The organism is Kordia algicida OT-1 (genome assembly GCF_000154725.1).
GTDB classification, from domain to species: Bacteria; Bacteroidota; Bacteroidia; order Flavobacteriales; family Flavobacteriaceae; genus Kordia; species Kordia algicida.
Window position 1 is genome coordinate 2,154,444 of record NZ_DS544873.1, and the last position, 17,933, is coordinate 2,172,376.

Below are 17,933 nucleotides of genomic sequence, written 5' to 3' on the forward strand. Positions count from 1 at the left end.
ATGAAAAAAAAACTACTCATCCTTTGCTTGCTATGCTTAGGGTTCAAACAATTAACAGCTCAGGAAAATATCAAGACGATGTTTTACAATCTCTTGAATTTTCCTGAATTGTCGCTTGATCGATTAGACGAATTGGAAATCATTATTTCCGATTATCAACCTGATTTATTCATGGTTTGTGAGCTCAACGACCAATTTGGCGCAGGATTAATTTTAAATCGATTGCAAATGATTAATCCTAACTATGCGCAAGCTATATATTTTAATAATACTTCAGATGATAACGGAAGTGATTCTAATTTATTACAAAACCTAATCTATTATGACAGCTCTAAATTTATCTTAGAAGGACAAGACATCATTACAACCAATTTACGGGATTTTAACAGATATACCTTAAAATTAAATACCGTAAATCAAGCGACCAATCCTATTCGTTTGGAAGTATTTGTAACGCATTTAAAAGCAGGAAACTCACCAGAAGATGAACTGCTCCGTTTTCTAATGGTGGAAGAATTTGTTTCCTATCTTTCTACGATTGATCCAAATAGTAAAGTTTTATTAGCTGGCGATTTAAACTTATACACAAGTAACGACATTACATTTCAAAAATTAATTGATGTTACCAATGCCATTCCGTTGGTAGATCCAATCAATCGTTTGGGCGATTGGCATACCAACAGCGCGTTTTTGGATGTATTGACACAATCTACCCGTACACAAGGTGGTTTGGGTGGTGCTTCTGGCGGATTTGACGATCGTTTTGATTTCATTTTAACCTCTGGAAACGTATTGACAAACTCAGACTTGTACTATGTTCCAAACTCATACAAATCGTATGGAAACAACTTAAATCCAAACTGTTACAATCGCGCTATCAATTCATCAGATTGTGCAGAAGTGCCAGGTTCTGGTGTAAGTTATTCTCAAACTCTACGCAATGCTTTACACGACATGAGCGATCATTTACCTGTAGTCATGGAATTGGAAACCAATGAGCAATTACTCAGCACTACCGAATTTACAGCGACAAACACATTACAGTTTATTCGTGGGAACGTAACAAACAATCAATTGGATTTTGTGTTAAATTCCTCCCAAACAGACAATAAATATGTGATATATGATGTTTTAGCACAAAAATTGATGTCAGGAACGATAGAAAATAACGATATTACAAGCGTAGATGTTTCTAACCTACCTACAGGCATCTACTATTTAAAAATTAATAATTACACAGAAACTAAAAAATTTATCAAAAGATAATTTGAATACAATACGCACCCAACTCGGAATCTACTTACTGTTACTCTTTAGCATTACTGCTTTTGGGCAACATAAAAATAAAGTGACAGCTACGCTAAATGTGGAAAGCAATACCATGCTTGTCGTTCAAAATATTACCTACGTGAACGAAACAGGCACTACACTTTCTGAAATCTACTTGAACGATTGGAATCATGCTTTTTCAAGGAAAGATACGCCACTAGCCAAAAGATTTGCAGAAGAATTCCACCGAAATTTTCATCTTTCACCTGAAAAAAAACGTGGAAACACACAAGTCAATCAAATAGAAGTCAATGGAAATTCGCTCAACTGGGAACGCGTAGAAAAACAAATTGATATTATTAAAGTAACGCTCAATCAGCCGTTACAGCCTAATGAAACTGTTACAATCAACCTTAATTACGAGGTAAAACTTCCGTATGATGAATTTACCCGATATGGATTTACACGTGAAGGTGATTTTAATTTGCGCTATTGGTACATGACGCCTGCAGCATACCGAGATGGCTGGGTTTTATACAGTAACAAAAATCTGGACGATTTATACACAGAACAAGCTACGCACGAACTTACGTTGGTAATTCCTAAAAAGTTTACAGTAGTTTCGAGTGCTGACACGATGGTAAACGACGAAAACGGAACGGTACAACTTATCGCAAAAGACGTCAAAGAAATTACTATTTTATTACGTCAAAACTCCGAATTTAAAACATTTCAAACTGATAAAGTAAACATTACTACAAACTTAGATCCGTACCAACTTGATGAGAAGAAACAAGCCATTGCCATTGATAAAGTAGTGCAATTCATCCATGAAAAATTAGGAGAGTTTCCTAGAGAAAACATGATGATTTCCAAAATTGATGATCGAAAAAATCCTGTGTATGGATTGGGACAATTGCCTTCTTTTGTACGTCCTTTTACGGATGACTTCCAATATGAAATAAAAGTCCTTAAAGCTATTTTGACAAAGAATTTAGAAGAATCTTTATGGATGGACACGCGTACGGAAAAGTGGATTTCGGATGCCATAGAAACGTATATGTTGATGGTATATGCGGAAACCTATTATCCAAACATGAAACTTACAGGCGGATTATCGAAAATTTGGGGAATTCGTTCGTATGAATTTGCCAAATTGGAATTCAACGATCAATATCCGTTTTTATACATGTTGATGGCGCGTAAAAACATCGATCAACCTTTAAATACATCGAAAGATTCATTGACAAAATTCAATAATAATATTGCCAACAAATACAAAGCTGGAGTTGGACTCAAATATTTAAAATCGTATTTTGATGAACGTGTAATTGACGATTTTATCAAAGAATTTTATGCTAAAAATCGTTTGCAACAAGCTACGCGAGCAGACTTTGAAACTTTGCTAAAATCGAAAGCGCCAAAAGATATCGATTGGTATTTTAACAACTACGTAGATTCCAGAAAACGAATTGATTATAAAATCAAGAAAGTAGAAAAAACAGAAGATTCACTACAAGTAACCATCAAAAATAAATACGATGCCAACTTCCCTATTTCACTATTTGGAATCAAAAATGATACGGTAGTTTCAAAGTATTGGGTAACCGATGTCGGAAAAAAGAAAACCGTAACCATTCCACGAGAAGGCATTGATCGCCTCGTATTAAACTACGACAAAATCATTCCAGAGTTTAACCAACGAGACAACTGGAAATCATTAAATGGTTTCTTTGCAAACAATAAAAAATTGCGCTTTACCTTCTTTAAAGACGCCGAAAACCCACATTACAATCAAATATTCTTTGTTCCTGTTGCACGATTCAATCTTTATGACGGATTTACACCAGGAATGCGACTATACAACAAAGTATTTCTTACCAAACGTCTTTTGTACGACTTTAAACCTTCGTACGGATTACGCTCTAAGCAATTGGTAGGTTCGGGAAGTATTTCGTATCGACATGATATTGAAAGTACCAAAAGTGACTTGTATTTTGTACGTTTTACCGCAGGTGGAAATTACTTTAATTATGCGGAAGACTTGACATATACGCGATTAGTTCCAAAAATTACCTTCGGATTTCGAAATCCTGATTTTAGATCGAATCAAAAAGAATTTATCGATTTACGCTATGTCATTGTACAGCGTGAGCAACCTGAAATTCCAGATCCTACGTTAGATAATGAACCAAATTACAGTGTATTTAACGCACGTTATGTATACTCAAATCCTGATCCAATTCGTCACATGGTTTGGTTTACTGATTTTCAAATCACCAAACGTTTTTCTAAAGTTTCTTTTAACTTAGACTACCGAAAACTATTTAGAGACAACCGACAACTTAACGTCCGTTTCTTCTTTGGTAAGTTTTTATTTAATGATACCAATTCAGACTTTTTCAGCTTTGCGCTAGATAGACCAACCGATTATTTATTCGATTACAATTATTACGGACGATCAGAAGACACTGGATTATTCAGTCAGCAATTAATCGTTGCCGAAGGTGGATTTAAATCTAAGCTCGAAAATCCGTTTTCCAATGATTGGATTGGAACATCCAACGTAAGTTACAGTATTTGGAAATGGATTGAAGCCTACGGAGATGTAGGATTTATCAAAAATAACGGAACAAATGCACGTTTTGTATACGATTCTGGTATCCGCCTAAATTTAGTTCCTGACTTTTTTGAATTGTATTTTCCTGTGTATTCCAACAACGGTTGGGAAATTGCACAACCTGGCTTTGACCAACGTATCCGATTTATCGTTACGCTGAGTCCAAAAACATTGACGAAGTTGTTTACTCGGAAGTGGTTTTAAGGTTTTGGGTTTTTGGGTTTTTGGGAAAAATAGTTTTTCAATTTAAAATTCAACACTTATAATTCAGCATTCTAATTTCGGTGTTCGGTGTTCAAAATTTACTTTTTCATTTAAATAAGATTCTAAGATGAAAGCATTATTAATAATTACGCTGTTGCTATCAACAATAGCAATCGATCAAACAAAAGTTGACTTAACCAATTCGAAAGAAATGTTAATTGGCGAATGGAAGTTTGTAAAGGTAATAGATCAGGCTGGTAACGAAGTCAAACAAATAAAACGTAACTTAAAAGTTCCAAATCTTGAACCAATTACCATCAATGCTAGCGGACCTGATATTATTGTAAAAGCAGATGGCACGTATACAAAAGTTTTTACACCAAAAAACTCAGATACTGGAAATTGGTATATACAATCAAAAAATGAAATTCTATATCAAATGGTCATTCCTATCAATTCAAGACAAGGGAGAATGATTATAAAAACTCAAGAAATATTTCCCGATAAAAAGTGGGAAAAAGATGGAAAAGGGAATTTTCTTGATGGTTCTATTGATACGATTACAGAACTTACTAAAACAACTATGAAGGTAGTTTATGAAAAAGACTATGTATTAGTATATGCAAAAATTTTAAAATAACTAACAGAAACGAACTAATTCCGTTTTTTCCTTGGCTAAAAACCAAGTAAAATCACGCTTAAAAAATTAAACAATTAGCAACGAAAAAGTTATTTTCTTCTTTAAATTTAATAAATCGTATTAAAACATGCTTTTTATTGAATTATTCACATTTTTTTAAGACACTACTATATTGCAAATTTGCCTGTTTTTTTGTATTTTTGCAGCACTTCAATTTAGAAAAGTATGCAAGCAAAAGTTGAGAATACACAAGATATTTCATTCGATCAATTCAAAGAAGAAATTATTCAAGATTATACAACTGCGGTTGTAAGTAGAGAATGTAGTCTTTTAGGTCGTAGAGAAGTATTGACAGGAAAAGCCAAGTTTGGTATTTTCGGAGATGGTAAAGAAGTTCCACAATTAGCTTTAGCAAAAGCATTTCAAAACGGAGATTTTAGATCTGGATATTACCGCGATCAAACGTTTATGATGGCAATTGGCGAATTGAATATTCAACAGTTTTTTGCTGGATTGTATGCGCATACAGACATTGAAGTAGAACCAATGTCTGCCGGAAGACAAATGGGCGGACATTTTGCTACGCATAGTTTGGACAAAAATGGTGAGTGGAAAAACTTAACCAAACAAAAGAATTCTAGCGCAGACATTTCTCCTACTGCAGGACAAATGCCACGTTTATTAGGATTGGCACAAGCTTCCAAAATATACAGACATGTTGACGGAATTGACACCGAAAAATTCTCGGACAACGGAAACGAAATTGCTTGGGGAACTATTGGAAATGCTAGTACAAGTGAAGGTTTGTTTTTTGAAACCATCAACGCTGCTGGCGTATTACAAGTTCCTATGGTCATGAGTGTTTGGGATGATGAATACGGAATTTCTGTGCATGCAAAACACCAAACGACCAAAGAAAACATTTCTGAAATCTTAAAAGGTTTTCAACGTACTGAAGATGAAAATGGTTACGAAATCTTTAGAGTCAATGGTTGGGATTATCCTTCATTAATTGCCACTTATCAAAAAGCATCAGACATTGCACGTGAAAATCATGTTCCTGTATTGATTCACGTACAACAAGTCACACAACCACAAGGACATTCTACTTCTGGTTCGCACGAACGTTATAAAAGCAAAGAGCGTTTGGCTTGGGAAACTGAGTATGATTGCAACGCGCAAATGCGTAAATGGATTATTGAGAATGATATTGAAACTGACGAAAATTTAACTGCGTTAGAAAAAGATATCAAAAAGCAAGTTCGTGATGGTAAAAAAGCTGCATGGAAAGCGTTTGTAGCACCTATGAAGCAAGAACAAGCGGAAGCTGTAAGTTTGTTAGAAAACTTAGCGCAATCAAGTCCAAACAAAGTTTTCATCAATAAAATTAAGGAAGATTTGGCTGCCATTGCCGAACCAATTCGTAAAGAAATTGCAGGTTTTACGCGTAAGGCTTTGCGTTTGGTTATCGGTGAAAGTTCTGCGGAAAAACAAGCGTTAAGCGATTGGATTAAGTCATACTTTGAAAAAATTCAACCAAAATACAGTTCACATTTATATAGCGAATCTGCAAAAAACGTTCGCAACATAGCTCCAATTGCTCCAACCTACGGAGAAACTTCTAAAGAAGTAGATGCGCGTATTGTATTGAGAGATAACTTTGATGCTATCTTTTCAAAATATCCACAAGCGTTGATCTTTGGTGAAGATGCCGGAGAAATTGGAGACGTAAATCAAGGATTGGAAGGCATGCAAGAGAAATACGGAAAATTGCGTGTTTCTGATACTGGAATTCGTGAAGCTACTATTTTGGGACAAGGAATTGGAATGGCGATGCGTGGATTGCGTCCAATTGCAGAAATTCAGTATTTAGATTATTTATTATACGCATTGCAAATTATGAGTGATGATTTGGCAACGTTACAATACAGAACCAAAGGAACTCAAAAAGCGCCTGTAATCATTAGAACGCGTGGACATCGTTTGGAAGGAATTTGGCATTCAGGTTCTCCAATGGGCGGTATTATCAACTCTATTCGAGGAATTCATGTGTTAGTTCCAAGAAACATGACCAAAGCAGCAGGTTTTTACAATACATTATTGGAAAGCGACGAACCAGCTTTGGTAATCGAATGCTTGAATGGTTATCGTTTAAAAGAACAATTACCAACGAATTTGGGTGAATTTAAAACGCAAATTGGAGTCATAGAAACGATCAAAGAAGGAACAGATATGACTGTTGTTTCGTATGGTTCTACTTTACGTATCATAGAACAAGCTGCCAAAGAATTGCAAGCTGTTGGCATCGATATTGAAATCATTGACTGTCAATCATTGTTACCTTTTGACATCAACCATGACACAGTAAAAAGTGTACAAAAAACCAATCGTTTGTTGGTTATTGATGAAGATGTACCTGGTGGTGCTTCTGCATTTATCTTACAACATATTGTAGATGAACAAAACGGATATCAATATTTAGACAGCAAACCGCAAACCTTAACAGCAAAAGCGCACAGACCTGCGTATGGAACTGATGGAGATTATTTCTCAAAGCCTTCTGCGGAAGATGTTTTTGAAAAAGTCTATGCAATGATGCACGAAGCAAATCCAACAGATTATCCTGAAATGTATTAGATCAATATCATGCTGAATTTTGCTCAGTATTTCATAAAATAGTATATAACGTATAACGTCAGGCTTTTTGAGTTTGGCGTTTTTTTATATAAATATGTTATTTTTGAATCTCATATGAACTCCAAATCAAGAATAAAAGCTGTTTTACACACAGAAAATCTAGGTACTTCGGTTACAGGTTTTCCAAATTTTCAGTTGTCGGAATTAGCTGTTCACTCAGAACTCGATTTTAAATTGCCTACAAACTTAAGATTGGGACATTTGGCGGAAAAGATTGTTTCTTATTGTATCAAATCTGCGACTAATTTTAAGTTGCTTCATGAGAATATTCAAATTAAAAAAAATAAAAACACTGTTGGCGAAATTGATTTTATTATTGAAAATAATCACACAAAACAGTTGATTCACTTAGAATTAGCCTACAAATTCTACTTGTATGATCCTTCCATTTCCACAGAAATTATTAATAATTGGATTGGACCAAACAGAAAAGATTCGCTCAAAGAAAAATTAGACAAACTAAAACAGAAACAATTTCCGTTATTGCATCGAGAAGTAACCAAAACAACTCTTTCTATCACAGAAACCGATAAGATTTCGCAACAATTGTGCTTGCTAGCTTCTTTGTACATTCCGTATGAATACAACATTGAATTTAGTCCTGCTTACCGAAAAGCCATCAAAGGATATTATATTGATTTTAAAACGTTTAAAAACCTAAATACGTCTAAAAAAACGTATTACTTACCTACTAAAAAAGAATGGGGAATGAATCCTTCGCAACATACCGTTTGGTCAGAATTTAATGATGTTGAAGAAACTATTCTAGAAATGTTACATCAAAAGCATTCGCCATTGTGCTGGCAAAAGCACAACGCTATTTATGAAGAATTTTTTATTGTTTTCTGGTAAAATTATTAATCTAACGTCAGTTCGATATAAATCATTCAATTTACATTTGTAGTAATTTTAAAAATAATTCTACTATATAATTCATTTTCAGCGTTTTATTTTCGTTTTCTTTGCTTACCCAAAGAATACTGAATCAAGTTCAGCACAGGCATCAACAAAAGAAAGGGAACTTTTAGTTCGTATGATTTCTATTTCCAATTATGGAACTCATGAATCTTTGATTTCCAGAGGTATTTTTAGTTTTTCTTTTAGGGAAAAACTAAAACCGCATGAATTTTTCTAAATTTTAGTTCACCATGCTCTATTTTCAGTTATGGAGTTCATGAATTAACATTTCTCCAAGGCTTCGAAAATTTTTAACGAAAAACTCCTGCTATACTGCGGAAAAGAAAAGTTTCAAACTAAAATTCTTACGTCAAACTCACGTTAATCTAAATACTTCGTAATCTTTTTGCTGCTTGGTTTTGTGATGGAATAAAAATAATCAATTAGTTTTCCGTTTTGGTCAATTAGATACTTTTGAAAATTCCAGCGTACTTTAGAATTTCGTCTTCCATTCAACTTTTTAGTCGTCAACCATTCATACAACGGATGTTGATTTTTTCCTTTTACATCTAGTTTTTCAGTCAATAAAAAAGTAACGCCAAAATTCAGTTCACAAAACTCCTGAATCTGTTCAGAATTGCCAGGTTCTTGTTTCCCAAATTGATTGCACGGACAACCGATTACCACCAAATTCTCCTTATATGTATCACTCAACAATTGCAACTCTTTGTATTGTTTGGTAAATCCGCATTTGGAAGCCACATTTACAAAAAGGATATTTTTACCTTTAAAATCTTTAAGCGAAATAGGTTTTCCTGCCAAATCATTGATGGCAATGTCATATACAGGAATTTCTTTTGTTTCAACGACTACATTGGAGTGTAATTTGGCTTTTTTCAATACTTTCATAACAACGTTTTTTGTAAAAATAATCATTTTATCAAGCTTATTTTGTCGCAAAAAGTGCAAATCATGTCATTTGAATTGTTTCTGAATAAGATCAATTTGTAGAACATACGAAATAAGTATTCTCAAAATGAGGTCTAAAATCGTATGGTAAACTTTGAATACAGGCCACAAAAGCTGATTTATAAAACTACTTTTACTATTCCAGAAGCAAATGTTATCGCACCATAGTATCGCAATAAAGAAGAGTTTCACAGTCTCTTTTTTTATTTTTTTGGAACAGATTAAACCATTACTCCAATTTTTAGTCAAAACAACATCTTAGACTATCATCACAATCAACTTGCTTATTGAAGAAATACTACTTTGTTAATTTTAAACACCAATGCCTTATGAAAAAGTATGTATTTCTATTTTCGATCTTATTATTTTCTTGTACTGATGAAGAAGTCTATACAGAAATTCCCGAAGAAACAACAAACACACCAACAGTTCCCACAGATACAAACGTAAATGGTGTTGATATGTCTGATTATTTTTCAATTAATTTTGAAAATTTACCAAATTACAGCAATCCTGATTATCCAATTCACTATATAAATTCGGTTGGAGATACTAATGAGCCTGCAAATAATCAGGCAACTGATGAAGGTGCTATTTTGGGTAGAATTCTATTTTTTGATAAACAACTAAGTGTTAATAATGCGGTTTCCTGTGCAAGTTGTCACCAACAAGGTATTGCGTTTACAGATAACAATCAATTTAGTACAGGTTTTGATGGTGTTAGCATTACAAGTGCACATTCTATGCGATTGTTGAATGCTCGATTTTATGAAGGCGAATCGTTTTTTTGGGATAAACGCGCACCAAATTTGGAAGCACAAACCACCGAACCTATTATTAATAGTATCGAAATGGGTTTTGATGAAAGTAATGGCGGACTGAACGCATTGATTACTAAAATGAATTCAATCGTGTATTATCCAGCGTTATTTGAGATGGTTTTTGGTGATGAAACTATTACCGAAGAAAGAATTCAGCTAGCATTGGCACAATATATTCGTTGTATGGTTTCTACAGATAGTAGATTTGATGAGGCATTTGCACAAGTCTATAATCCGAATGCACCAGGAAATGGTGTTGGACAAGATTTCCCTGGATTTTCAGTAGAAGAAAATCTCGGGAAGCAAATTTTCACAACCAATGAAGGTGGAATTAACTGTGCAGGATGTCATCAACTACCAAGTTTTTCTTTAGCTGCAAATTCAAGAAGTAATGGTTTGGATGCTGGCGAAACTATCATTTTTAAATCTCCTTCTCTAAAAAATATAGCAACTTCCGCACAATTTATGCATGATGGTCGTTTGACAAGTTTGGAAGAAGTGGTAGAATTTTATAATTCAGGGATTCAATTAGGTCCAGCATTAGACAATAGATTGATGCAAAACGGACAACCTAGACGAATGAACTTATCACAGGCTGAAAAAGACGCTTTGGTAGCTTTTTTAAGAACACTTACAGACGAAACTGTTGTGAATGATACAAAGTTCTCAGATCCATTTTTAGAATAGCGTAATACAAAACTGCTATAAAAGTAAAAAACCAGTGAAATAGCTTCACTGGTTTTTTTGTTTCAAATTGTCAACCATTTGTTTATAATTGACAGAAAATATGTTATAGAATTACTTCACGAATTTTACAACTGAAGTTTTTCCGTTTTCTAATGTTACTCTAGCAAAGAAAACACCATTCTTAGCAGAACCTAAGAAAGCTTCTCCTGTATTGGCTTGTGGTTTTGCCGTTGTAACAATTTGACCAACTAAGTTGTATACTTCAATAGAACTAATATTACTTTGAGCATTTACTACAAAGCTATTGTTCACAGTATTTACATAGTGTACAAAACCTCTTGATTCAAAAGATTCAACAGATAATGGCGCACATGTAACAGTACCTTGCCAACCTTCTCTTGTAACTGATCCATCAGAAGTAAATACAAATGTTAAACATCCTGAAGCATCTGAAGAAGTAATCATCATACCTTGTAAATCTCCTGAACCTGCTGCTGGTGAATCATCTCTATCCCAACACCAAAGTGGTCCGTTAGGTGAATCGATTGTTGCCGCAGTGTTATCGGCTCCATCGTGAATGGTCAATCCGTCCCAACAACCTGTTGCTCCGTTGTTTTCTGTTGAAAAGAAAGTAAATTCTACTGTTACGGCTTCCCCTGCAACATCAGGACAAATCGTATAGGTAATATTTTCATTAATTGAATAATCTCCACTTTGCCCACCTGAGTCTAGGAATGTTCCATTTGTACATGATGGTGGTACAGCAACATAAGGTGTAGCAAAAGCAAATGGTCCTGCCCAAGCAGAAACTCCATCTGGTCCACAGTCAGCCTGTACATAGAATTCGTAGCTGTTATCTCCTACCAATCCTGTTGCAGTATACGGATTCGTTACTCCAGAAGCAGTTGCCGTTCCTGTAGCAGTTCCTCCAGCTGTAATATCTACTAATTCTATATTCCAAGAAGTAGCTGCTCCGTTTTCTGTCCAACCTAAGTCAGCAGTAGTTTCCATAATATTTGTTGCAGTTAATCCAGAAGGTGCTGGACATGTTTCCAATGTAGAGAAATTAAATGGTCCTGCCCATCCAGAGAATGTTCCGCCACCACAATCTGCTCTTACATAAAATGCATAATCGTTATTTTGCGTAAGTCCCATGGCAGCATATGGATTTGCAACTCCAGAAGCTGTAGGTGTTCCTGTAAACATTCCACCACCAGAAATATCAACAATTTCTACATCCCAAGCAGTTGAGGCTCCGTTTTCTGTCCATCCTAATTCAGCAGATGTATCTGTAATCATAGTAGCAGTTAATGCATTTGGCGTTGGACATGCAGGTAATTCTGTGAAAGACACATTGTCAATAGAAATATCTCCTTCAAAAGTACCAACACTCGTTCCTCTAAAAGTAATAGAGATCGTTTGTCCTGCAAATGCTGCTAAATCTACTACAGCTAGTTCCCAAGGATCTGTTGCCGATGTTTGTTGTTGCCCAGCAAGCGTGAATACGTTTGTAGTTCCGTTTACAATTACGTCTAGTTTTCCTATTTGTGCCCCAAACATGTGATAGTTAAATGTCAATGCTGGTGCAGTGAGTCCTGATAAATCTACTAATGGAGAAATTAAGTCTGTAGTATCACCGTTTGCTCCAGCAGATGCTTCTGTGTAAAAATAATTTCCTGTTGTTATGGACGGATCTGGTCCTGTTCCTCCTGACCCATTGTCAGTTCCTGGAGCAGATTCCCAATAGTAAGCACCACCAGTTGCCGACCAACAGTTTTCACTAACAAAAGCTGATCCTCCTGTTGTAAATGTTTCAAAATCTTCTGTATAAGGCGCCATGAATGGATTACAAGCTGTTGTAAATGCAAACGGCCCTACCCATACAGACGTTCCATTAGCTGCACAATCTGCTCTTACATAAAATTCATAGCTGTTATTGTCTGTAAGACCTGTAGCATTATATGGATTTGAGACCCCTGTAGCCGTAGGTGTTCCTGTCGCGGTTCCTCCTGCTGTGATGTCTACGATTTCAACATCCCAAAGTCCTTCTGATCCACCAGCTGTCCATCCAAGATCAGCAGAGGTTGTCAATATGTTTGTAGCTGTTAATGCTGTAGGTTCTGGACATGCAACAGTAGTAGAGAAAGAAAAAGGTCCAACCCATGCTGATGTTCCATCTACTCCACAGTCTGCCTGCACATAGAATTCGTAATCATTAGAAGGAGTTAATCCAGTTATATTAAAAGGATTTGTTACACCTGTATTAGTTGGAGTTCCTGTTGCTGTTCCTCCACCAGTAATATCTACTAATTCAATATTCCACAGTGTAGCTGTTCCGTTTTCCGTCCAACCTAAATCAGCAGAAAAACCGTCAATATTCGTTGCAGTTAATGCATTTGGTGCTGCACAAGAAGGTAATTCTGTAAATGCAACATTATCGATGGAGATATCTCCTTCAAATGTTCCTGCGCTTGTTCCTCTAAATGTAATAGAGATTGTTTGTCCTGCAAATGCTGATAAGTCTACAACCGCTAGTTCCCAAGGTGATGTTGCAGTAGCTTGTTGTTGTCCACTTATTGTAAATACATTTGTTGTTCCATTTACTAATACATCTAACGTTCCCATATCGCCACCAAACATATGGTAGTTAAATGTCAATGCTGGTGTTGTAAGCGCTGTTAGATCAACTAATGGAGATATTAAATCTGTCGTATCTCCGTTTGCACCTGCCGACGCTTCGGTATAGAAGTAGTTTCCAGTTGTTATTGATGGATCTGGTCCTGTTCCGTCTGATCCTGCATCAGTACCTGGAGCTGATTCCCAGAAATAACTTCCTCCAGTTCCTGTCCAACAATTTTCAGATACAAATGCTGTTGCTGCCGTTGTAAATGTTTCAAAGTTTTCAGAGTATGGTGCTGCGATTGCTGCACATTCAGTTCTAAATGTTAAAGGGCCAACCCAAGCAGATGTTCCATCAACTCCACAATTAGCTCTTATATAGTAATCATACTCCGTATTTTCAGTGAGTCCAGTTGCTGTGTAAGGATTTGTTACTCCTGTTACTGTAGCCGTTCCTGTTGGAGGTGTTCCTGCTGGAACAATTTCTATATCCCATGCAGTAGCAGAACCACTTTCTGTCCACGATAAATCTGCTGTTGTTTCTGTAATATTAGCAACCATCAACATTGAAGGATCTGGACATGATGGTGGAGTTGTAGATGTAATTGTAGGAGCGTCAAAACAGAATCCCCATTCGAAACCTGCGCCACCTACTAAATCGTCAAAATAAATTCTGTATCTAAAACCAGCCAATTGCGTTGGTGTAAATCCTGCAATGTTTAGTATATCTGTCGTGTAGGCTTCTGAAGTACCTGAACAAAAATCATTTGTTGGTGCTCCAGCTGTATCAGCATTAAAAGGTGTTCCAATAATATTCCAAGTATTAGCATCAGCATCCCAATATTCAAATTGTAAGATATCATCAGTATTGTAATTGTAAACAAGGTTACCTGACATTGATATCCATGTTTCCCCTGCTGTAAATGCTGCAGTTAGGTCAATTATTGGTGATTCTGCTGCAATATCATCATCACTTCCGTTTCCTGCATCATCATCATCAAAAGCAAAATTTGGTGATACAGTAGGATCAGCTTCTAGAGCTGTTGGATCTGCATTGTATGTTCCTGTAAGCGACCAATTCGCATTAGGCCACATCGCATTTTGGTTCAATGTTTGAGCAAAGCCAGTGTAAGCAAATGCAAAAAACATTAGAAATAAAACTTTAAGTGTAGTTTTTTTCATGTACGTTGTTTTTAGTTAGTTAGATAAATATATGAATTATTTATAAACTAAACGATTTTACACAACAGAACACTTTGATTTTCAATAGTACTTTTTAATTTCTAACTATGTTTTTATAATTATGCAATTGTATTTTGATAATTTTTTTTTAAAAAAAAGCTGCTCAATAACGAGCAGCTTTTGATAGTTTATATGTTTTTAATGGATTACTTCACGAATTTTACTACTGAAGTTCTTCCATTTTCTAATGTTACTCTTGCGAAGAGAACACCATTTTTAACTGAACCTAAGTTTGCCTCTCCAGAAGCAGCGTTTGGCTTAGCTGTAGTGATGATTTGTCCAACTAAGTTGTATATTTCAATAGATTGAATATTGCTTTGTGCATTTACTACAAAAGCGTTATTTACTGTATCTACGTAGTGGATAAAACCTCTAACTTCAGCAGACTCTACTGATAAAGGTGTACAAGTAATATCTGCTTCCCATCCTTCTCTTGTTACAGATCCATCAGAAGTAAATACAAACGTTAAACATCCTGAAGCATCAGTTGAAGTGATTGTCATTCCTTGTAAATCTCCCGAACCTGCAGCTGGTGCATCGTCTCTATCCCAACACCAGAGTGGTCCGTTAGGTGAATCGATTGTTGTTGCTGTCGCATCAGCTCCGTCGTGAATAGTTAATCCATCCCAACAAGCTGTAGCACCATTATTTTCAACTGAGAAGAATGTAAATTCAACATTTACTACGTCTCCAGCATTATCTGGACAGATTGTATATGTAATATTCTCATTACTAGAATAGTCCCCAGATCTTCCTCCTGAATCTAAGAAAGTATCATTTGTACAAGATGGTGGTACTGCTACATAAGGTGTAGCAAAAGCAAATGGTCCTGCCCAAGCAGATGTTCCATCAACTCCACAGTCAGCTTGTACGTAGAATTCGTAGCTATTATCTCCTACTAAACCTGTAGCACTGAAAGGGTTTCCAACTACTCCAGCGTTTGTAGGTGTTCCTGTGAACGTTCCTCCTGCAGTGACATCAACGATTTCTATGTTCCAAACAGAAGTAGTTCCATTTTCTGTCCAACCTAAGTCAGCAGACGTTTCCATAATATTTGTAGCTGTTAATGCAGTTGGTGAAGGACAAGTTTCCATTGTTGTGAACGCAAACGGTCCAGCCCAAGTTGAGAGAGTTCCACCACCACAGTCAGCTCTTACATAGAATTCGTAATCATTGTTTTGCGTAAGTCCCATTGCCGTGTAAGGATTAGTAACTCCTGTAGCTGTAGCTGTTCCTGTAGCTGTTCCTCCAGCTGTAACATCTACGATTTCAACATCCCATAGAGTTGCAGTTCCATTTTCTGTCCAACCTAAGTCTGCAGTTGTATCTGTAATATTTGTTACTGTTAATGCATTTGGTGTAGGGCATGCAGGTAATTCTGTAAAAGACACATTATCAATAGAGATATCTCCTTCAAATGTTCCTGCACTCGTTGCTCTAAATGTAATAGTGATAGATTGTCCTGCAAAGGCAGCTAAATCAACTACAGCTAATTCGAAAGGAGCTGTTGCTGAAGTTTGTTGCTGTCCACTTAATGTCCAAACATTTGTTGTTCCATTTACTAAAACATCTAAAGTACCTATTTGTCCTCCAAACATATGATAGTTAAATGTTAATGCTGGTGCTGTAAGTGCTGTTAAATCTACTAATGGAGATACTAAATCAGTGGTATCACCGTTAGCTCCCGCAGATGCTTCTGTGTAGAAGTAATTTCCTGTAGTTATTGTTGGATCTGGTCCAGTTCCTCCAGATCCTACATCAGTACCAGGTGCAGCTTCCCAAAAGTATGCTCCTCCAGTTCCTGTCCAGCAATTTCCAGATGTGAAGGCTGTAGTAGCAGTTGTAAAAGCCTCAAAGTCTTCTGTGTAAGGCGCATTTATTACTGCTGGGCATTCTGTAGTAAATGTAAATGGTCCAACCCAGTTTGAAGTTCCACTTCCTCCACAGTCAGCTCTTACGTAAAAATCATATGACGTATTTCCTGTTAAACCTGATGCCATGTAAGGATTTGCAACTCCTGACGCCGTTGGAGTTCCTGTAGCCGCTGCTCCACTTGGAACAAGCTCAACATCCCAAACAGTCGCTGTTCCATTTTCTGTCCAACCTAAGTCAGCAGACGTTTCCATAATGTTTGTAGCTGTTAACATAGATGGATCAATACATGATGGCGGTGCTGCTGAAGTAATTGTTGGTGATTCGATACACCATCCATATTGCCATCCACCTTGGTCATCATACGAAACACGGTATTGGAATCCAGATAACTGTGTTGCTGTAAATCCTGAAATATCAAGTACCGAAGAAGTGTAAGCTTCTGAGATTGTACAGTTTTGATAGTCTGCAACAGTAGTAGTGTTTCCTGAAAAAGTTTGGATAGCACTCCAAGTCATTGCATCAGCATCATACACTTCAATAGCCAATACATCACCTCCTAAAGCATAGTACGTAAAGTTTCCACTCACAGTAATCCATGTTTCTCCAGCGCCACTTGCTGCAGTTAAATCGATTACTGGTGAAGTTGCTATGATATTATCAGCAGATCCATTTCCTGCCGCATCATCGTCAAAGATGAAATTAGCTCCTGTTGTTGTAGGATCTCCAGCGAGTCCTCCAGCAGTGTAAGAACCTGAAAGTGTCCATGCTGCGTTAGGCCAACTCGCAGCCTGATTTAATGTTTGTGAGACACCTATATAGGTACCTAACAAGAACATTATCATAAAAAGTTTAAGTGTAATTTTTTTCATAAAAAGTTTGATTTTTTGTTAGTTAGTTGAATATCAGTAGAAAGAACCACATTTTTTTTGAATCACACGTGTTAATATCGACAAAAAGATATTTTTTATCGATAAAATGCCTAAAAAAATGGTTTTTCCTACAGTTTATCTTTAGATTATTTTAACATTATTTTTTTATTAAATATACCTTTTTCTCCAATTATTTTGAGCAAATAATATCCAGAAGATAATGCTGAAATATCAATATGATTTTGCGGTGTTATTTGTCCTTTTTTTACTTGCATACCTCTGCTATCAAAAACTAGATATTGATAGGTTTGATTGTTAGCTGTTTGCAACCAGATTTTTCCTGTAGTTGGATTTGGATATGCTTGAATTTCATTTTTTGTTTGAAATTCTTCTGTACTTAACGGACTGCTTCCTTCTTGTATGCTTATTTTTTGATTTGGGGTTACATTATATAAGATGTCTTGTGCACCTCCTAACCAAGTGACTTTTACGTAATCAATGATTGTATTACCTCCATCCCAAAG

The 17,933-nt window shown here is 36.0% G+C and carries 10 protein-coding genes; 6 read left to right on the forward strand and 4 right to left on the reverse strand.

From position 1 onward, the window contains the following. The 5 genes from KAOT1_RS09205 to KAOT1_RS09225 all read left to right on the forward strand — a co-directional run bounded on the left by KAOT1_RS09205 (position 1) and on the right by KAOT1_RS09225 (position 8,282). Positions 1-1,266: a T9SS type A sorting domain-containing protein gene (locus KAOT1_RS09205; RefSeq protein ID WP_040559441.1), complete on the forward strand. Its 1,266-nt coding sequence runs from the start codon at positions 1-3 to the stop codon at positions 1,264-1,266. 1 nt (position 1,267) lies between these two features. Then, entirely contained in the window at positions 1,268-4,093 is a 2,826-nt protein-coding gene (locus KAOT1_RS09210; protein WP_193363740.1) for a gluzincin family metallopeptidase, read from the forward strand. A 127-nt stretch (positions 4,094-4,220) separates the two neighbouring features. Continuing rightward, on the forward strand, positions 4,221-4,733 hold the full coding sequence (locus KAOT1_RS09215) for a hypothetical protein (RefSeq protein WP_007094515.1): 513 nt from the start codon (positions 4,221-4,223) through the stop codon (positions 4,731-4,733). Positions 4,734-4,958: 225 nt separating this feature from the next. Continuing rightward, entirely contained in the window at positions 4,959-7,370 is a 2,412-nt protein-coding gene (locus tag KAOT1_RS09220; RefSeq protein ID WP_007094516.1) for an alpha-ketoacid dehydrogenase subunit alpha/beta, read from the forward strand. 114 nt (positions 7,371-7,484) lie between these two features. Then, positions 7,485-8,282: a DUF1853 family protein gene (locus KAOT1_RS09225; protein ID WP_007094517.1), complete on the forward strand. Its 798-nt coding sequence runs from the start codon at positions 7,485-7,487 to the stop codon at positions 8,280-8,282. 426 nt (positions 8,283-8,708) lie between these two features. Here the strand turns inward: KAOT1_RS09225 and KAOT1_RS09230 are convergent, their stop codons facing one another. Next, a complete protein-coding gene (locus tag KAOT1_RS09230; RefSeq protein ID WP_040559977.1) occupies positions 8,709-9,236 on the reverse strand; it encodes a glutathione peroxidase in 528 nt (175 codons plus the stop codon). Between the two features lie 389 nt (positions 9,237-9,625). Between KAOT1_RS09230 and KAOT1_RS09235 the strand changes: the two genes are divergently transcribed. After that, the gene (locus KAOT1_RS09235; RefSeq protein WP_007094519.1) at positions 9,626-10,804 is read left to right on the forward strand and encodes a cytochrome-c peroxidase; all 1,179 of its coding nucleotides are present in this window, start codon (positions 9,626-9,628) and stop codon (positions 10,802-10,804) included. A gap of 111 nt (positions 10,805-10,915) precedes the next feature. On the opposite strand, the gene KAOT1_RS21970 is transcribed toward KAOT1_RS09235, so the two are convergent. The 3 genes from KAOT1_RS21970 to KAOT1_RS23200 form a co-directional block, all read right to left on the reverse strand. After that, the gene (locus tag KAOT1_RS21970) at positions 10,916-14,605 is read right to left on the reverse strand and encodes a fibronectin type III domain-containing protein (protein WP_007094520.1); all 3,690 of its coding nucleotides are present in this window, start codon (positions 14,603-14,605) and stop codon (positions 10,916-10,918) included. 206 nt (positions 14,606-14,811) lie between these two features. After that, complete coding sequence (locus KAOT1_RS09245) at positions 14,812-17,409, reverse strand: fibronectin type III domain-containing protein (protein WP_007094521.1); 2,598 nt, start codon at positions 17,407-17,409, stop codon at positions 14,812-14,814. A gap of 146 nt (positions 17,410-17,555) precedes the next feature. Next, positions 17,556-17,933: T9SS type A sorting domain-containing protein (locus KAOT1_RS23200; RefSeq protein WP_007094522.1), on the reverse strand; the 378-nt coding region annotated here is incomplete at its 5' end.

Coding starts and splice junctions, on each gene's coding strand:
- KAOT1_RS09205 (WP_040559441.1), top strand. CDS start 1: ATGAAAAAAAAACTACTCATCCTTTGCTTGCTATGCTTAGGGTTCAAA.
- KAOT1_RS09215 (WP_007094515.1), top strand. CDS start 4,221: ATGAAAGCATTATTAATAATTACGCTGTTGCTATCAACAATAGCAATC.
- KAOT1_RS09220 (WP_007094516.1), top strand. CDS start 4,959: ATGCAAGCAAAAGTTGAGAATACACAAGATATTTCATTCGATCAATTC.
- KAOT1_RS09225 (WP_007094517.1), top strand. CDS start 7,485: ATGAACTCCAAATCAAGAATAAAAGCTGTTTTACACACAGAAAATCTA.
- KAOT1_RS09230 (WP_040559977.1), bottom strand. CDS start 9,236: ATGAAAGTATTGAAAAAAGCCAAATTACACTCCAATGTAGTCGTTGAA.
- KAOT1_RS09235 (WP_007094519.1), top strand. CDS start 9,626: ATGAAAAAGTATGTATTTCTATTTTCGATCTTATTATTTTCTTGTACT.
- KAOT1_RS21970 (WP_007094520.1), bottom strand. CDS start 14,605: ATGAAAAAAACTACACTTAAAGTTTTATTTCTAATGTTTTTTGCATTT.
- KAOT1_RS09245 (WP_007094521.1), bottom strand. CDS start 17,409: ATGAAAAAAATTACACTTAAACTTTTTATGATAATGTTCTTGTTAGGT.